Raw genomic sequence first — 15,341 nt, 5'->3', positions numbered from 1 at the left:
TTCATAGTTTTACGTAAGGGAGGATTAGGTTGCTTTTGGGTTTTTGGGAAACAATGAAATTGGATGTTCTGGCAGAGTAAGTATAATATAAAACTGTTGACGAGGATTATTCAAGGGTATAAGGTATGGAAATTAGCTTGCGTGACCAAACCGAATAGTAATTTTTTATTTGTATGTTGGGCTGTTGTATAAGTAAGCGTTATGTTAGATAAAGATCAATGGCAGCTATTATTTGTTGTTTTAGATCTTGATATTCAATTGGGTCCATTAGCAAGGCATATACCCAGACAATGAACGCGGTCTGCGCGTACAAGACGAAGGCCATCACCTTATACACTATGTCTACCTCTGTATCTTGTCGCTCGTGAAGTGCGATCTTTGTTGTCATATACACAGCCAAGCATAAGCTCAGGCCAGATAAATCAGAACTAAATCTTCTAACATTGGTGAACCTTACTACTGTGTTTGGGGTGGCAATAGCCGAATAATCACTTTTAACAAATATTGTTCTGAAAATCAAATATATTTATTATATATGTGACGATTTAATCTATATAACCTATGACTTCTGGCTCACCTAATCCTTCCAATAATAGTAGGACTTGGCGAACACCTGCGGCTATCACGGCTATTGTCGGTGCATTTGTTGCCGTGGCAGGCTTATATTATGACAGGGAAAAGACCAAGGCGGAAGAGCATGATAGGTATATCAACCAATTACATAAAGACGAAGATATACGGAATTTCAATTTAGGCATCGACGCTGCTATATACGATATAGTCCAAGAAATTGACCAAATAGATCGAGATATTGAGAGAGCGGTTGGTGATAGAAACGTAGCAAGCTGGACCGCAAAGTCTAAGAATGTAGATGCCTTTGATAATACAAAAAAAGAAGAAGAGCGAGATGCTGCAGTTGAAGAATCAAAAGAGGCTCTCAGGATCATGCAGAATAGCCAGACTATTATAGATGAGTTAGTTAAGAAGAAGGAAAAATTAAAAGCGAACAGAATAGACTTAGTGAAAAGCAAAAAATAAGGGAACTGATATTCGACATATTTTACTCTGCTCTTTCCGCTTAACCTGGTTGACATTCTCAATCCGTTGTTTCTCGTCGTGATGGTACTGCTTACACAGTGGTTGCCAGTTAATAACATCCCAAAACAGGTTAAATTAAAAGATTGAACAAAAAGTAGCGCCGGTTCGGTAGAGCTGGATTTTCTAGTGAGACGTTTGCTAGATGGAAATCTCACGGCCATCTTTGAATATTGAAGAGTTTCCTCTCTGGAACTGGTTGCCATAAAGCATAGGCAATTTTATTTCAACTATATGGATGTTCATATTTGGAATTTAAGGTTAAAATTATCAATAAATTATTCTGTCGCGTTGTTATACTTCTTTAACTTCCAATCAAATTTCTGCTTATGAATATTACAGTACCTAAAGTTGATGATGCATTCATATACATTTCGGGGGTGGTGCCACCATTGTCGGACGATGGTGTTAGAGACGTAATATCCACTTTTATGCATAAATTTGGCTATCAGCCGATGAGTTACGAAGTATACTTTCCTAAATTGTTCCGAGCAAGGAAAATTACCGCTAAGTCTGTTGATGATGTGACCAGCAACACTTTGACGAAACCAAAAGACTTTTCTTACCCGCCGGCTGGGTTGGGAGTCGCTGGACGATGCAATTTGCAAGGATACCCGGTTTTTTACAGTTCGACCGACAACGGTGTCGCACTATTCGAAGTAAGGCCAGAAGTCGGAGATTTCGTTGCAATTTCTGAGTTTCGTAATCAGAGCACCACGGATAACCGTATTCCCGTTGCTGCAATTGGGGTAGATGCCATAGTATCATCTTTGACCAAGCGTAATCCGAATGACACTATGGCTAAGCTATTTTCAGGAAGTCCGATATTTGGCTCATCCACTCCAGAATTACTGCGGATTGATCATAATCTGTCTGAATGGTTCACCAGGATTGTCAACGCATCCGACACCTTGACGTACAGATTAACAACCGGATTTTATCGAATGTATACTGATATTATTAAAACAGATGATAACGATCGGTTCCATGTCTTGGTTTACCCGAGTGTTGAAAGTGACGTCACGGGTTACAATGTTGTCATGGAAACAGGGATTTCCGACAATCATTTCGCTTTCGATAGAGCATATCTCTATCAGGTTAAGTCCAGAGTTGGCAGGGATTACGAGCTGGAAGTGTTGAAGACGACAGAATTTCTTCCAAATGGTGATATCAATTGGATCGACGACCCAAATAAAGGAGAAATATGGTCTGTGGGGCCTGATACAAACTCATTTTATCATTAATTCGCAATAAACTTGTCGCTCAATGATTAGGTTTAATTAACTTATCTTGTGCAAATCGAAAAGCTATGTACAAGTCCAAAAGGGAAATCTACGAAGATTACCAAATTGCTATCAAACTGGGAATTGATTCCAAAGTAGGCGGGTTTGGGAGCGGATCTTATCAGGAACTTTATAACAAGCTTTCAACGGAACATCATGCTGTTATTAGAGAGCTTGAATGGAGTGTTGAAAATTTCAATACAAAATATCCTCACTCCTTGGGAGTTTTCGTTGAAATTCCAGAAAAAGGAAAAGATGGCGACACAATTGGCGTGCGATATCTTTTCCTGCAGCATGAAACAGGCTTAGAGGTTTTTGTTGATATAGGGGAATTTATTAAGGAGCATGATGTTATAAGCACGTTATTGGGGAAAGAGGTAATAAAGTATGCAACCAAAAAATCTCTGAAAAATCTTTTTATATTTTTAGCAAAAAAGTGGGGTACCGTAATGCGTCATGGGATTTATTTCGTTGAAATAAGAACAAGATACAAAGGAGTTAAACGACTGAAATTTGAAGATTTTAAAGTATTGCAACTGGAATGCTTGATTAATAGGTTTGATGGTATAAGTCATTTAAGCGAAGTAAATCAGTCGTGTTTCGGAGGTAAATTGATGGATCCGCCATCCGAAAAGCCCCTTAGTGACGATTAATACATTAAATACCAGCAGCACCGACCGGACCGATCGTGCGTTTAATGACCGGCCATTTCTTGGTGATGAAATATCCGGCTGCATCATTGGCGTGATCAGCGCCGCCGTCCTTGTCTGTTTCACCATTTTTGCCGTAAACCTGTTGTTCCAGACTTTCGGTAAGACGCGGACAAAGGTTTGTGTTCACCAGCCATCAGCGCATGCCTTCGACATTTTGGATCACTGCGTTCGCCGCATTGACCCAGTCTTTAACGACCGGATTTGAATTATCGACGACGATGTTAAAACCAGCCTGGCGCAGAATGGATGGTTCGAATACACAGATCGTGCCAGCAGGTTGACGAATTGAACGCGCAGGTAGGCGTCGATCAGCTGTGGTGGGTATGATACGAAAAGTGAAGGGATATAGTTGTCCTGAAGGTTGGCCTCATTCTCGTAAATGCTGGCCTGAATCATACCGTACAGGATTAAGGCCGAATCTTCTTGCCAAAGTGGTTCAGTTTTGTTGAGAACATCTTTTCTTTGGAGGCGGCGATAATCGCTTGCTTGTCCTGCTGTTGATTTATTTCTTGGACTTCCCCCTTTGTGATCTTTTCTGAGGACCGAATATGCTCATCAGTGGCTCCCAAAGGAAATAAATCCAACTGCCCTTCCGCCGCTCTTTTTACCCGGTTATCGGACTTTATCCCGAATAGTTTACGCCGAAGTTCATTGGCATCCAGTAACGCCAATTGAAGTTCTTGTTTCGCTTCGGCCAGCAATCTTTGGGTTTGCTTTAAGCCTTTTTTGCTTTTCTCCAAGCTTTTTTGGCTTTGTTCGTAGAGAAATTTGTAGTCTGGCTCGGCTATGATCATGTCTTAAAATAAAAAAAAAGGCGTTTTTTCTATATTTGATGCACTTTTTTGTCTATAATTTAACAAGAAACGACCCGCTCATAACGCTTACGAAGCCGCACAGAAGTGAGCCGGACACCTTGTAAAATTAGTATTAGTTCCCGGGAGGAGATCAATAGCTTTTCACCTTTTGGACGTTCAAAAGTACCTGCTTCAAGTCGCTTATTGTGGATATTCCGGAGCAAAGAGAGCCACTTATTCCGGACAACTTGAGCCAGTAATTCCGGGAACTTGAGCCACTTTATCGGAAGGTTTTTACAGCTATTCCGGCAACTTGCGCCAATCGGGACTACTGACATTCCGGCATAATTGAGCCACTTGTGATTGCTCTTCAAAGTTATTCCGGGAAAGTGAGCCAGTTGTATTTTGGTATTGAAGTAATTATAACCACCATCTTTTGTGAAAAACAAAAGCAACGGATGGCAAACAAAGTTACTTCAATGCAGACACTGCGCATGATCATACAGTTGCTGGATCGGAATCTTTCCGAACGTAAAATATCCAGGCAACTTAATCTTTCCCGTAACACGGTTAAATATTATCGTGAACGCTTACTTCAGAGCACGCACAGCTTCAAGGAACTTCAAGCCCTTAACGATGCAGGCTTGTCTGCCATTCTATATTCTGGTACACCCTCGGTGCAGGATGAAGACCAGCGGAAGGAAGATTTTCGCCAGCAAGTACCTTATTTTCTTTCAGAGCTTAAACGTACCGGTGTCACGCGCCAACTTCTCTGGGAGGAATATTTTGACAAACATCCTGCGGGATACCGTTATTCCCAATTTTGCTATCAACTTAACGAACTCGGTAAAGTTCTACAGCCAAGTTTCCATGCGACTTACAAGGCGGGTGAGGTTGTCATGGTGGACTTTGCGGGCAGCATGATGCACTATTTCGACAAGTCCACCGGTGAACAAATAAGTTGCCCGGTACTGGTTTGTGTGCTTCCTTTCAGCAATTTAACTTATGTTGAAGCGCTGCCTAATGCCAGGCTTCCTTATTTGTTGGCTGCTTTGAATAACTGCCTTCGGTATTTTAAAGGCGCCCCATTGTCTCTGAAGACCGACAACATGAAACAGGTGGTCCAAAAGGTCAATCGCTACGAACCGACCTTTACAGATCTTATGCAGCAATGGGCGTTGCATAACAACATGGATTTGGTTGCCGCAAGGCCATATAGACCTAAAGATAAAGCGCCGGCAGAAGGTCACGTAAAAATTGCCTATCAGCGCATTTACGCTCCCTTACGGGATCGTATTTTCTGTAATATCGAGGAAGTTAACGCCGCTATACGAGATCAACTCGAGCTACATAATGACAAGAACTTCAAGGGAAAAAATTACAGCCGCCGCCAGCAGTTCAACGAACAGGAACAGCATTTACTTCAGCCGCTGGCAGACAATCCGTTTACCTTAAAGCACAGCACTTCTGCCAAAGTCCAGAAAAATTATCATGTCACCCTGGGAGAAGATTGGCACCATTACAGCGTGCCTTACCACTATATAGGCAAGCAGGTAAACATTATTTATGATACCCAGACGGTAGAGATCTTTCTTGATCATCAGCGTATTGCTGTTCATAAACGCTTCTATAATCAGCATGGTTATACTACGCTCAAAGAGCACATGCCAGAGAACCATCGTAGCTATTCACAGCAAAGGGGATGGGACAGTGATTACTTCCTGCGGTTAGCATCACAGATAGGACCATGCACACAGGGTTACATGGAAGGTGTTCTAAAAGGGCGGCAATTTACCGAACAAACATTTAATTCATGCCGTGGTATCCTGCGGCTTGGCAGCAGCTATGGTAATGACCGCCTCGAGTCAGCATGTCAAAGAGCACTACCCTCCGGTTCTTTTAGTTATAAAACACTAACGAAGATCCTGGCTAATAATCTTGACAAAGCTCCCCATTTTATGCAGACAACCTTATTCCAGACACCTGACCATGAAAACATTAGGGGAGCCGGAGCGTATGAATAAAACGCCCTTACGAATCAATTGCCTCACTTAAACAAAAATAACAATGAATACAAACAAGACCTGGGAAGAGTTAAGAGAACTAAAATTGCAAGGAATGGCGAGCCGGTATTCCGCCATTCTTGAACAGCCGTTACACCAGCAGCCTGAAGCGCATACAATGGTTGCCATGCTTACAGAGGCAGAATCAGAACAGCGAGTCCAGCAGCGCACCCAGATGTATCTAAAGCTTGCCAAACTGCGGTACAGCGCACATGTTGAACAGGTGAATTGCAAGCCTGAACGAGGACTTACGTCCGAGCAGTTAATCCGTTTAAGCGATTGCAGCTTTATCGAGAAGTCAGAAAACGTACTGATCACAGGCGCCACGGGATGTGGAAAATCCTATCTCGCCTGTGCACTCGGCAGGCAAGCCTGCGTAAAAGGCCATAAAGTACTTTATTACCCCATAAACAGGTTTATAGAGCAGCTTGCGTTGGCCAGGCTGGATGGAAGTTACTTAAAATGGCTCAATCAAATTGCACGAGTCAAACTCCTGATTCTCGATGACTTCGGCTTACAGCCGCTTAGCCACGACATCAAAATGGCCCTATTGCAAATACTCGAGGATCGATACGCTTCCGGATCAACAATTATAACCGCACAGATGCCCGTAGGAAACTGGCATGATTACATAAATGACCCAAGCCTGGCTGATGCGATATGTGACAGACTGACAGCAAACGCGCACAGAATAAATCTCGAAGGAGCTTCTTTGAGAAAGATAAAAAACAGCTAAATTTACAACACTTCAATTCCAAAAAAGAACTGGCTCACTTTCCCGGAACGCTGGCTCACTTTCGCCGGAATTTCCACTTATTGTAAAGTGAATACCCGTCTCCATCCCATTGTAATAAGCGTATCTGGTTGGATCGCTTGCCTATAAAAACAAAAATATCCCCTGACAATGGATCCAAGTGCAAGCCATTTTGTACAAGGCCATTCGATGAGTAAATACCACAGCGCATATCCACCGGATGCCCATATAGGAAATACCGAGCGGCTGATGATAGAGATAGCATTTTACAACAATAACGACCCTAACCAGGCGGGATCTGGTAGCTCATAAAGGTGTAATGTGGCTTGAGTACCTACACGAAGAACCGCTATGGGCCCAAAACTCGTCATTATTGAAGGTCTGCTTAGTCGTAGCTCCGTAAAACCAGGCACACCGTTATCGGGTTGCTCGAATTTCTTTGCCCAATATCTGAATGTGGCATATTTAATTGATTCTTGCTGGCAAAATGTGACTACCGTAAGACCGCTGCTCTGCCAACGCCTGTACACTTGCCGGTAATGTGGTTCCATTTTATGTTCTTTTTCCATGCTCCAAAGTTCGAGAGCTTAAACCTTATTAGGAAGATGGGGATCAGCGTTTACTTACCTCTACAAGTTTAGTATTATGCTAATAACTATTTGAAATACAAGATGTTCAACATTTGAACATCTTGTATGTGATTGGCAACATGTCGACTTTTGTTTTTGTAAACATGACTATTATGATGGAAAACAATGTCGGCTTGCCGCTGGGTCTGAAGACTCCAAGAGCAAAAATTGAGAATGGTAAGAGACCAATTCGAATGCGTATCATGACGAATCGTCCCAGAGATGTTGTTCCAAGGTGTTTCTGGAATGGAAGCAAATGGACTATATCGATGGGACATGAAATGCGAGAAAAGAAAGATGTCAGGAGGCTTAGGAATTTGCAAATCGAAGGGCAGGTGTTGTTCCATGATGATGAATAGCGAACTCCTGATTGATCTGTTCGAGCGGAAGGATAAGAAGCGTAGGAAAATTCTCTACGAGCAGTATGCCGATCTGCTGCTTACCTCCCTTTCGGCTTTTTATGTCGCTGAAATGATTAGTGTGGAGTTGGGTATGCCCGGACTGGTCACGGCAGACGACGTCCGCTATTGCCGATTTTACTTTCGGAGTAAACAGACGCAGCGTGCAAGTATTCCAATAAAATCAGAACGGCTTCTCCCTTCATCAGCCCCCGAACCTAGAACGCATCGTACTCATCAGTGTAATGTGAAAGATCCCAGTGCGCTCAGGTGGTCCGATCCGGACACTATGAACATGCAAGACAATATTATTAGAAAAACCAAATTCGGAAAAAAAGATGAAACGTAGATTCAATTTAATACTTCAAGCCAAAGGGGGTGTTGGTAAGAGCTTGCACACCTATTTACGTGCGTTGGCTGAAAAAGACAAGATATCGCTCTTTGTGGATTTAGATAGTTCCACACAGACGTCCACCAGGCAACTGGCTTTTCTTGGTGACGAGCGCGTTGAGACCATTTCGCTGATCGATAACCGTGAGATGTTGGTCAGAGACATTTTTATTGGCTACATCGAAAGTTTAATGCAGGCACCCTTCGATGAGTTCTTCATGGATTTTGGCGCACCGGAAAGTGAACAGTTTCCAGCCCTTGTTTCAAGAGATCTAGCTTTCAAGGAATGGTGTGATGAGGTAGGTGCTATATTCCTAGTATAATAGGAAACGGTGGCGCTTATCGGGAGAGCGTAGAGTATTTGCAAAATGAGTGGGAAATATTACGCAGCTTAGAGGAGATTGTCGACAAGAAAATCGGGGATTGAGAACGTTAAAAGAGGTGTTAGGAAATTCCTGAAGACAATAGTTCGACACGAAAACTCGTCAAAAGAGCAGCTAAACTAGTGGCCCCAATTGTTTTAGAATTACCAAAGCCGCCAAAAGCTTACGGCATAATGGCGGCTTTTTCTATTGTATAAGATGTGAAAAACTTTAGCCGCCAGCCTACGGCACTTATTCCGTTTCCTTTTGGCTTAGATGGTGCCACTGTTAGAAGGGCTTTCTTTTTTCTCGTTTTTTCTTTGTCAAACTATCATTTTAAGGGGCATTCGAGAGGAAGAAAAGAAAAATAAATTTTCTAACTTTTAACCAATTAACATCATGGCTCACAACATCAATTTCGACGAAAACACAAGAAGACACAGCTTCTTCTCGGTCAAGGAAAAGGCCTGGCACGGACTCGGTCAACTAATCGAACAATACCCTACAAGTAAAGAAGCTATTTTGCATGCTGGGCTTGACTACCAGGTTGAAAAGACAAAACTAGTTACCCACCCGAACCTAGAAACGAACGACGAATCTGAGAATCAGCTGATTCCGGTTCCTGGCTTTTATGCTACCATGAGAACGGACACGAAGGCAGTTTTAGGAGTAGTTGGTAAAGACTACCAGATCGTGCAAAACAGGGACGCATTTACTTTTTTTGACAGCATCGTAAGTGGCGACGGTATTCTTTATGAAACAGCTGGTGCGTTGGGTCAGGGTGAGAAAATTTTCATAACGGCTAAATTACCCGAATATATCCGTGTTGGCAAGGATGATTTGATTGAAAAGTATCTGTTTCTGACTACTTCTCACGATGGTAGCGGAAGTATAACAGCCGCATTTACACCAGTGAGAATAGTTTGTGCCAATACACTCAACGCAGCCATGAGAAATATGACCAATGTAATTAAAATCCGTCACAACAGTAATGCTACGGAAAGGCTTAAAATGGCTCATCAGGTGATGGGAATTTCCAGCCGGTTCAGCGAGCAGATCGGTCAGGTATTTAACAGCTGGTCTAAGAAACCAATAAGCGATCCGCAATTAAAGAAGCTCATAGAATTTGCCATGGCGCCTAACAAAGAAGTGCTCGGCAACGTTAAAGACGGCAAGCTGAACGCCTTGTCAACTCAGTTCACAAATATTGTCGACGATGTTTACGAGTATGCGCTTTCCAATCCCACACAACAGCTACCCACGACAATGGGAACCGTTTTTGGAGCTTTCAACGCGGTAACAGGATATTTTCAGAATATCAGAAAATTTGCAGACGACGAAGCAAAGGTGAAGTCTATACTTTACGGAGGGACTGGGCAGCTCAGAACCCAAAAGGCTTTTGATTTATGCACCGATTTTGTCCGTCATGGATCAGATCTTTTTTCAATGAACTAAGTGATGGGGCGAAAGCCCCATTTCTATCATCTCATATGAAATCTGAACGGCCTTCTGAACGCTGCTCCAAAACCGCAGCGCTCAGAAGGCCGTTTCTGAAGATTGACCCAATGCTATACAGGTGTATCAAACCCCATCCAGAGCATCAATGGCTATTGTAAAGCTCTACAAGGATTAAGGCAGCGCCTCCAAGGACCATGATCGCTGAAATGATAGCAGCTAAAGACTCCAAAACGCTTGTCAGAAGGCCTGCCCAGTAACTTGAATAGTGCTGCAAGCCTGCAAAGCCACGGCGATCGAACCGACGTTTGCCGATTACCAAACGTAAACCTATGCCTCCAGCTAAAAGGATCAACCCATAGACACTCACGGCAGTAAGACTGAATAAGAATTCCATAACGCGAATCTTTATGTTTCATTCTAAAATTAACACCCTCAAAATAAAATGGCAAGGTTTGGTACAGGACTATATAGTTTTTACTCAGGTGAGCCATACCTGTGTCCCAGTTCTCGAATCATACGAAGGCACATACCTGATGTAGCCAAATTTTTCCAGGTCCTGAATGTATTTATGGTAGGTGGAAATACTTTTGATCCGGGTAATGCCCATAATCTGTTTTCGGCTGATCCGTACAGGGTTTTGCTCATTGTTTTTATGCCATAGCAGAACCAATGTTAGGTAGGTGCCGACATGAAGGACACCAACACGCTTGTCAGAAAGGACTCGCGCCAAATACATGGAGATTGAGCTTTTCATCGTGTTAATTTTTATTGCCTGATTGTAGCAGAGCCTGAATGTCCTGATACAGATAGTAAAATGAACCGCCTATTTTAGTCGGACGCAGCTGACCATTGATCCGAAGATTTTGCAACGTTCCTGGTGAGATATTGAGCATCTTCCGGACTTCACCACTTTTGACCCATTTTTTTGGTTCCTCTTTCCGGCTGGACAAGTATTGTTTCAAATCTTCGAGCAAGTCACGTCTGAGGTTCTGAAGATCTTCTTTGGTGATAACCTCGATTTGCATAACTATAAGTGTTTAAGTCAATTATTGGCAGATTCAAGTAGCGTAATTGAGCTCCTGCGATTGTGATTAAATGAAGGCTGATAATGAAGGTATCCTGACCTTGAGAGGTCCGTCAGTGCTTTGCAGTAGGTTTTCCTACACGATACCTTTGCAATTTCCATCAGCTCATAACTGTATACATGAAGCGTGGAGGTTTGCTTATCCGTGGCAAGTTGTAGGATCGCTGAAAAAATGCTGATGTGCTTGGTGGTGATCTTCGGGTCATAGTGCGCACGCAGGAAAAACCGTATGAGAATTTTCGAGTAGTCCATTTCGGTGTTTTTTAACCGGTCGAGGAGACACTCCCCGACCGGGGATGGAATGTTCGTCAATGCGTAAGGCTGAGGTCTTTGCTCTTTTTTGTCCTTTTACTTCGGGAAGGCTTGTCATCGCCAGGCTCTCCGATATTATTTTCTTTACTGTTTTTTTTAGGACTCGCCTGTTGTTCAATCGATTGTTTTACGGACTGTTCCTGACGCCGCCCTACAACATGCATGTTTTGATCATACACGGTCAGATTCTTAAACTGTGGATTGGCTTCGATAAACCCCTTCCGTTCTCCGGCAGCATCAAGGAAAGTTACCATCTGACGGTTCCCCTTTTGCAAGGATTCGATTAAGCGGGATCTATCTTGTTCAGTGGACAACTCTTTGATCGGGTGCTTGGCCAGCTCCTGTTTCAGGTCAAAACCATAGTTTTGGTGATACTGTTTGGTCTTGAAATTACCGTTGTTGTCGGTTTGCTTAAAGTCAAGCTGTAACCATGCGTTGTATATTTTACCCTCCTTGTTGACAAGGTCTTTATTTACTGCCCGGCCGCTCATCAGGTTATAGCCTTCTTTGAGCGTGATATTATTCTCCTTACCAACATAGAATGTCTGGTTCATTTTCTGATCATCCTGATCCTTCTTGAGCGACACCATGTAACTATTCAAAAAGTACATATCACTGGTAGCAGAGCGGTTGAACTGCAGAGAGGTTGTGGTCTGGTCCCGTCCGAAGGTGGCCTGATGCTGCAATGCGAATCCCGGTGACTGGCGAATCAGATTTTCCTTCAAGGCATCTTCCAAGCCTTCTCCAAAGCCACTGTATTTGATCTGATCGCGCAGAAACTGAAAGTTTTTCTCATTCATGATTTCTAATTTTCAGGTGATTAAATTGATTCAAACAGAAGAGCATTCAGGATGTGTCTGTTCCGAACTTTAAGGTTAAGATGACGTCCGCCATTTTTCTCGACCAAACGGATTCTCAGGGTCTTTTTGTCCGGAATCGTAAATTTTGGTAGAGCAAAAACCATCGAATGAGCCCTGTAGCCGGGTATCGCGGAAGTGTCGCCATGGATGTAGATGGGCTTGATGTCAAGCTCCTGCAATGCCGTTCGCTTTGGTAGATTTTTATCGTTGATCAGAAAGCGAAGACTTTCAATATCATATTTGACCGGAGATTTATTGAAGATGTTTAACTTGAAAAACAGGACGTCATTATCAATGCAAATTCTTTCAAGAGACAATTCAGATCTGTTTTTGCAAGTTCGGGCAATGGGCTTCACCAGGCCTGCAGCTTTGACACGCCGGGCGTTGGCTGCAATTGACGGAATATTGAGTATGCTGCTCAATTGAGCAGCTTCAATATTCTTCTGTGCACTTAATTTGTGTATGGATTGCTTTGGGGAAGCATTGAAATCCATCACAAATCCGTAAATGTTACCGTCTGCGGTAACCACCGTTAGGTTGGTTTGCTGGAAATCAGGTATTGCTGCCTTGACTTGCAGGATGTTTTCGACACCTTTTGTTTTTTGAGCCAATATGTCACGGCTCCCTTTGTCCACTGAGATGATTGAAAAAGGAAAGACCAGGTGCGTTGTTTTGTTGGTTGTGATCTCGAGGCGAATCGTTTGGAAGTCAGGGGGACCCATTAGTTGTGCCAGTGAAAGATGAATGCTGAATGGGCATAGCGATAGCATATACAAAAGAATTGTTCTCATGTTTGGGAAGTTTAGAAATGATGGGAAAGATTAATTGGATCGTGAATTTTTATCTATTAATAGGACACGGTAACCGGCTTTGACAGTCACCTGTACAAGTTTAGCCTTTCTTCCCAAAAACGTTTTCGCTGCCTGGATGCCTGCGCTGGCAGCCTGAGCACCCAGGGACGGATCGGTTATGGGTATACTCAGGCCCTGAACTGTCCGGTCAGCGGATTGTTTAGTGAGGTCACGTGAGATGGCTCCGGGGATGTAAATGCCTTCGACTCCATCTGCATCATAGACCGAAAGGTTTACAGCGAATACTGAATTCTCATTCCGGATGGATTCGATATGCACAAGCAACCTCTCTTGATTCAGGCTTGCGGTCCCGAATATTGCTTGCCCCTTGGATAGGCGTTCACCAGAGACGAAGATATCATTGGCAAGACGGAGTTTGACAGTGGCACCTGTAACCAATTTTTGGGTCTGGTCAATCCATGCTTCAATGGCGTTTTGACTTGAATTTACATCCTGCTGATCCTCCAAAGAATAGAACCCCTCATTTTGATAGTTGACTGGCGAAGGAGCTAAGGAATCGCCTGGTAAATGACCGGCCTGTAAAATAGTAACGGGATCGGCGTCACAAGATTTCAGGACTGGAAATACCTGCTTTTTATGGGCCAGTGACTCTGCCCTAAGTTTATCTGATGCCTTTTCGGGATCCTGTATTTCAAGAATCTTATCAAGCATGTTGTTCAGCTCGACCATTTCTGGATCACGGCCTGCCCTGGATTCATCGAGGTTGATTCCCGTCATCATTTTTTGCAATTGTTGAATTTGATGGTCTGTGTCGGTTCGGACCCTTACGGTTTGCGTGTCGTCCCTTTTTTCCTTAATTCCTGGGTGGGAAGTCTGTGTCAGGGCTTTATCAAGTTCTGCCAGCTTTGAATGCATCTGCTGTTCCTGGTTGTGAATATCCATCTGACTACTTTTTGTGCCGCGAAATTTCCGTTTGTGTTGCGAGCCTTCCAAGCCCTTCAATGGTATACCCAAAAGTGTATCAGCGGAAGCCATGGCCGTGTCAAGATAATATGGATCCTTTGCAATCAGGTCACGCAATCGTGCCGAATCGGCAGCAGCCTTTTTGTAGTAGCTCAGTTTGTTAAAGGCATCGTCATTTTTTAGAATCGCGTCAGGGAGTTTCATCAGCAGGCCTTTGTGTACTCCTTCGGGCTGGTTGCTTTCTTTGCCCAAATATTTGCCAATCAAGATCCAGAACAGCATCGTGATGAATGGAATGACCAGTAAGGGAAGAAACGTGTAGAATCTTCGTTGTAAGAGAAATTTACGGGAGTAAGTTGTTGTCTGCATCTTGATTTTGAAGTTGAGACTGATTTATACTGTCTTTAATAAAAGCTGCCTCCAGGCTATCCAGATAGGAAGCATGAGCCTCGGCCCAGTCCGACTGGTCGGCTTTGGGAGGAGTAGAAAATCTTTGACGGACAAACTCTAAATTGCCAGCCGCAGGCCATCCAAAAAAGCTGGCGCCAATTAGGTAGGCACTGTACGTTGACCCTATGGCTAACAGGATCGTGATCAGTAACCATTGCCATCTAACCCTTAGTCGTCCGAAGGATCTGCTGATGATTGCAGGAATGCCTGATTTTGGATTACCCTGAACAGCTTCTTTATTGGAAGAGAATTCTGTTCGGTATTTCTCTTTGTGTCTATTGAAGTTGTAGAACATGGCGTTAGCGATTTTGAATGTTGATATCCTTGTTTTCAATGGTGCTCCACCGCTCGATCAGAAAGCCATGTGGATTGTTGTCACTTCTTGAAACCGAGCGAAGAAATCCTTCTGTTACCAATCTTCTGGTGACGATGCTGGTAGCCCTTGTGATTCGCTGGGTGGCCACACAATGAAAAGTGTACGGGTAGGTTGCTGTGGAAATCTCGACAGTGTCGACAGCTATCTGCTGGCTGATGTTGCCGGAGATAAGACTGGTATAAAATCCGGATTCCTTCAGGTTTTCATACTGAGCTTTTGCAGAGGCGTCGGCCAGATACAAGGCCCTTATCAGATTTGCTTCTATCACTTTGTCGTCCGGATCGAGGCTGAAAAAGTACCGGTGGAAAGTGGCCACATGATCCCGGGCTTCCACCTCAATATTTTCGTTGCGCTCTGAGGCGTAGGCATCGAGTACTTTTCCGCTGGCGAGAATATAAACTCTCTGCTGGCTGAGTTCAACAAGCTGATAACTCTTATAGACTGCGAAACAGCAGAATCCGATAGAGCCAATGATCACCGTTAGTGTGAACCAGCGTATGTGCCGAAAGGCAGTTTCCAGATTTTTTGCTTTAGTAAACATCGTG

At 43.5% G+C, this 15,341-nt stretch carries 24 protein-coding genes; 10 read left to right on the top strand and 14 right to left on the bottom strand.

All coding sequences use genetic code 11. From position 1 onward, the window contains the following. Positions 1-561: 561 nt before the first annotated feature. The 3 genes from DYADSP32_RS09275 (at position 562) to DYADSP32_RS09265 (ending at position 3,031) form a co-directional block, all read left to right on the top strand. The gene (locus tag DYADSP32_RS09275; protein ID WP_149242986.1) at positions 562-1,038 is read left to right on the top strand and encodes a hypothetical protein; all 477 of its coding nucleotides are present in this window, start codon (positions 562-564) and stop codon (positions 1,036-1,038) included. Between the two features lie 386 nt (positions 1,039-1,424). Beyond that, positions 1,425-2,339 carry an RES domain-containing protein gene (locus DYADSP32_RS09270; protein ID WP_149242987.1) on the top strand — a complete coding sequence of 305 codons (915 nt, stop codon included), beginning with the start codon at positions 1,425-1,427 and terminating at the stop codon, positions 2,337-2,339. A 65-nt stretch (positions 2,340-2,404) separates the two neighbouring features. Beyond that, on the top strand, positions 2,405-3,031 hold the full coding sequence (locus DYADSP32_RS09265) for a hypothetical protein (protein WP_149242988.1): 627 nt from the start codon (positions 2,405-2,407) through the stop codon (positions 3,029-3,031). Positions 3,032-3,035: 4 nt separating this feature from the next. Here DYADSP32_RS09265 and DYADSP32_RS09260 read toward each other — a convergent pair whose 3' ends face one another. The 3 genes from DYADSP32_RS09260 to DYADSP32_RS09250 all read right to left on the bottom strand — a co-directional run bounded on the left by DYADSP32_RS09260 (position 3,036) and on the right by DYADSP32_RS09250 (position 4,223). Beyond that, positions 3,036-3,218 carry a hypothetical protein gene (locus DYADSP32_RS09260; protein WP_149242989.1) on the bottom strand — a complete coding sequence of 61 codons (183 nt, stop codon included), beginning with the start codon at positions 3,216-3,218 and terminating at the stop codon, positions 3,036-3,038. Between the two features lie 280 nt (positions 3,219-3,498). Continuing rightward, positions 3,499-3,885, bottom strand: a complete 387-nt coding sequence (locus tag DYADSP32_RS09255; protein ID WP_149242990.1) for a hypothetical protein — start codon at positions 3,883-3,885, stop codon at positions 3,499-3,501. Between the two features lie 59 nt (positions 3,886-3,944). Beyond that, entirely contained in the window at positions 3,945-4,223 is a 279-nt protein-coding gene (locus DYADSP32_RS09250) for a hypothetical protein (protein WP_414617645.1), read from the bottom strand. A 21-nt stretch (positions 4,224-4,244) separates the two neighbouring features. Between DYADSP32_RS09250 and istA the strand changes: the two genes are divergently transcribed. Both istA and istB read left to right on the top strand, forming a co-directional pair. Further along, the gene (istA, locus tag DYADSP32_RS09245) at positions 4,245-5,909 is read left to right on the top strand and encodes an IS21 family transposase (protein ID WP_149239828.1); all 1,665 of its coding nucleotides are present in this window, start codon (positions 4,245-4,247) and stop codon (positions 5,907-5,909) included. A gap of 43 nt (positions 5,910-5,952) precedes the next feature. Further along, positions 5,953-6,684, top strand: a complete 732-nt coding sequence (gene istB, locus DYADSP32_RS09240; protein WP_149239829.1) for an IS21-like element helper ATPase IstB — start codon at positions 5,953-5,955, stop codon at positions 6,682-6,684. Positions 6,685-6,739: 55 nt separating this feature from the next. Here istB and tnpB read toward each other — a convergent pair whose 3' ends face one another. Continuing rightward, positions 6,740-6,913, bottom strand: coding sequence for an IS66 family insertion sequence element accessory protein TnpB (gene tnpB, locus DYADSP32_RS09235; RefSeq protein ID WP_414618161.1), 174 nt, complete (start codon positions 6,911-6,913; stop codon positions 6,740-6,742). On the opposite strand from tnpB, the gene DYADSP32_RS09230 reads away from it, so the two are divergent. After that, positions 6,853-7,014 (top strand): hypothetical protein, encoded by a 162-nt coding sequence (locus DYADSP32_RS09230; protein WP_414618188.1) that lies wholly within the window; start codon positions 6,853-6,855, stop codon positions 7,012-7,014. The genes tnpB and DYADSP32_RS09230 overlap by 61 nt on opposite strands. Here DYADSP32_RS09230 and tnpA read toward each other — a convergent pair. Continuing rightward, entirely contained in the window at positions 6,969-7,253 is a 285-nt protein-coding gene (tnpA, locus tag DYADSP32_RS09225; RefSeq protein WP_414618160.1) for an IS66 family insertion sequence element accessory protein TnpA, read from the bottom strand. The two genes, DYADSP32_RS09230 and tnpA, sit on opposite strands and share 46 nt — an antisense overlap. A 191-nt stretch (positions 7,254-7,444) precedes the next feature. Here tnpA and DYADSP32_RS09220 point away from each other — a divergent pair, with 191 nt between their 5' ends. The 4 genes from DYADSP32_RS09220 (at position 7,445) to DYADSP32_RS09205 (ending at position 9,936) form a co-directional block, all read left to right on the top strand. Further along, complete coding sequence (locus DYADSP32_RS09220; RefSeq protein WP_149242993.1) at positions 7,445-7,690, top strand: hypothetical protein; 246 nt, start codon at positions 7,445-7,447, stop codon at positions 7,688-7,690. Then, complete coding sequence (locus DYADSP32_RS09215; RefSeq protein WP_149242994.1) at positions 7,677-8,078, top strand: hypothetical protein; 402 nt, start codon at positions 7,677-7,679, stop codon at positions 8,076-8,078. Before DYADSP32_RS09220 ends, DYADSP32_RS09215 begins: the two co-directional genes overlap by 14 nt. Next, the gene (locus DYADSP32_RS09210; protein WP_414617644.1) at positions 8,068-8,442 is read left to right on the top strand and encodes a hypothetical protein; all 375 of its coding nucleotides are present in this window, start codon (positions 8,068-8,070) and stop codon (positions 8,440-8,442) included. The genes DYADSP32_RS09215 and DYADSP32_RS09210 overlap by 11 nt, the downstream gene beginning before the upstream one ends. Positions 8,443-8,880: 438 nt before the next feature. Further along, positions 8,881-9,936 carry a DUF932 domain-containing protein gene (locus DYADSP32_RS09205; protein ID WP_149242995.1) on the top strand — a complete coding sequence of 352 codons (1,056 nt, stop codon included), beginning with the start codon at positions 8,881-8,883 and terminating at the stop codon, positions 9,934-9,936. A gap of 145 nt (positions 9,937-10,081) precedes the next feature. Here the strand turns inward: DYADSP32_RS09205 and DYADSP32_RS09200 are convergent, their stop codons facing one another. From DYADSP32_RS09200 to traK, 9 genes are all read right to left on the bottom strand, one after another. Continuing rightward, positions 10,082-10,333 (bottom strand): hypothetical protein, encoded by a 252-nt coding sequence (locus tag DYADSP32_RS09200; RefSeq protein ID WP_149242996.1) that lies wholly within the window; start codon positions 10,331-10,333, stop codon positions 10,082-10,084. Between the two features lie 84 nt (positions 10,334-10,417). Further along, the gene (locus DYADSP32_RS09195) at positions 10,418-10,693 is read right to left on the bottom strand and encodes a hypothetical protein (RefSeq protein ID WP_149242997.1); all 276 of its coding nucleotides are present in this window, start codon (positions 10,691-10,693) and stop codon (positions 10,418-10,420) included. Between the two features lie 4 nt (positions 10,694-10,697). Continuing rightward, positions 10,698-10,964 carry a helix-turn-helix domain-containing protein gene (locus tag DYADSP32_RS09190; RefSeq protein WP_149242998.1) on the bottom strand — a complete coding sequence of 89 codons (267 nt, stop codon included), beginning with the start codon at positions 10,962-10,964 and terminating at the stop codon, positions 10,698-10,700. Positions 10,965-10,981: 17 nt separating this feature from the next. Continuing rightward, entirely contained in the window at positions 10,982-11,275 is a 294-nt protein-coding gene (locus tag DYADSP32_RS09185; RefSeq protein WP_149242999.1) for a hypothetical protein, read from the bottom strand. Between the two features lie 56 nt (positions 11,276-11,331). Next, complete coding sequence (locus DYADSP32_RS09180) at positions 11,332-12,135, bottom strand: hypothetical protein (protein WP_149243000.1); 804 nt, start codon at positions 12,133-12,135, stop codon at positions 11,332-11,334. Between the two features lie 20 nt (positions 12,136-12,155). Next, positions 12,156-12,986 (bottom strand): conjugative transposon protein TraN, encoded by an 831-nt coding sequence (traN, locus tag DYADSP32_RS09175; RefSeq protein WP_149243001.1) that lies wholly within the window; start codon positions 12,984-12,986, stop codon positions 12,156-12,158. Between the two features lie 30 nt (positions 12,987-13,016). Beyond that, positions 13,017-14,339, bottom strand: coding sequence for a conjugative transposon protein TraM (gene traM / locus DYADSP32_RS09170; protein WP_149243002.1), 1,323 nt, complete (start codon positions 14,337-14,339; stop codon positions 13,017-13,019). Continuing rightward, on the bottom strand, positions 14,314-14,715 hold the full coding sequence (locus DYADSP32_RS09165) for a hypothetical protein (RefSeq protein WP_149243003.1): 402 nt from the start codon (positions 14,713-14,715) through the stop codon (positions 14,314-14,316). The genes traM and DYADSP32_RS09165 overlap by 26 nt, the downstream gene beginning before the upstream one ends. A 4-nt stretch (positions 14,716-14,719) precedes the next feature. Beyond that, on the bottom strand, positions 14,720-15,337 hold the full coding sequence (gene traK / locus DYADSP32_RS09160) for a conjugative transposon protein TraK (RefSeq protein ID WP_149243004.1): 618 nt from the start codon (positions 15,335-15,337) through the stop codon (positions 14,720-14,722). Between the last annotated feature and the right edge of the window lie 4 nt (positions 15,338-15,341).

Origin of the sequence: Dyadobacter sp. 32, assembly GCF_902506755.1 — a bacterium.
Taxonomy (GTDB): domain Bacteria; phylum Bacteroidota; class Bacteroidia; order Cytophagales; family Spirosomataceae; genus Dyadobacter.
This window is presented reverse-complemented; position numbering and strand designations above follow the sequence as displayed.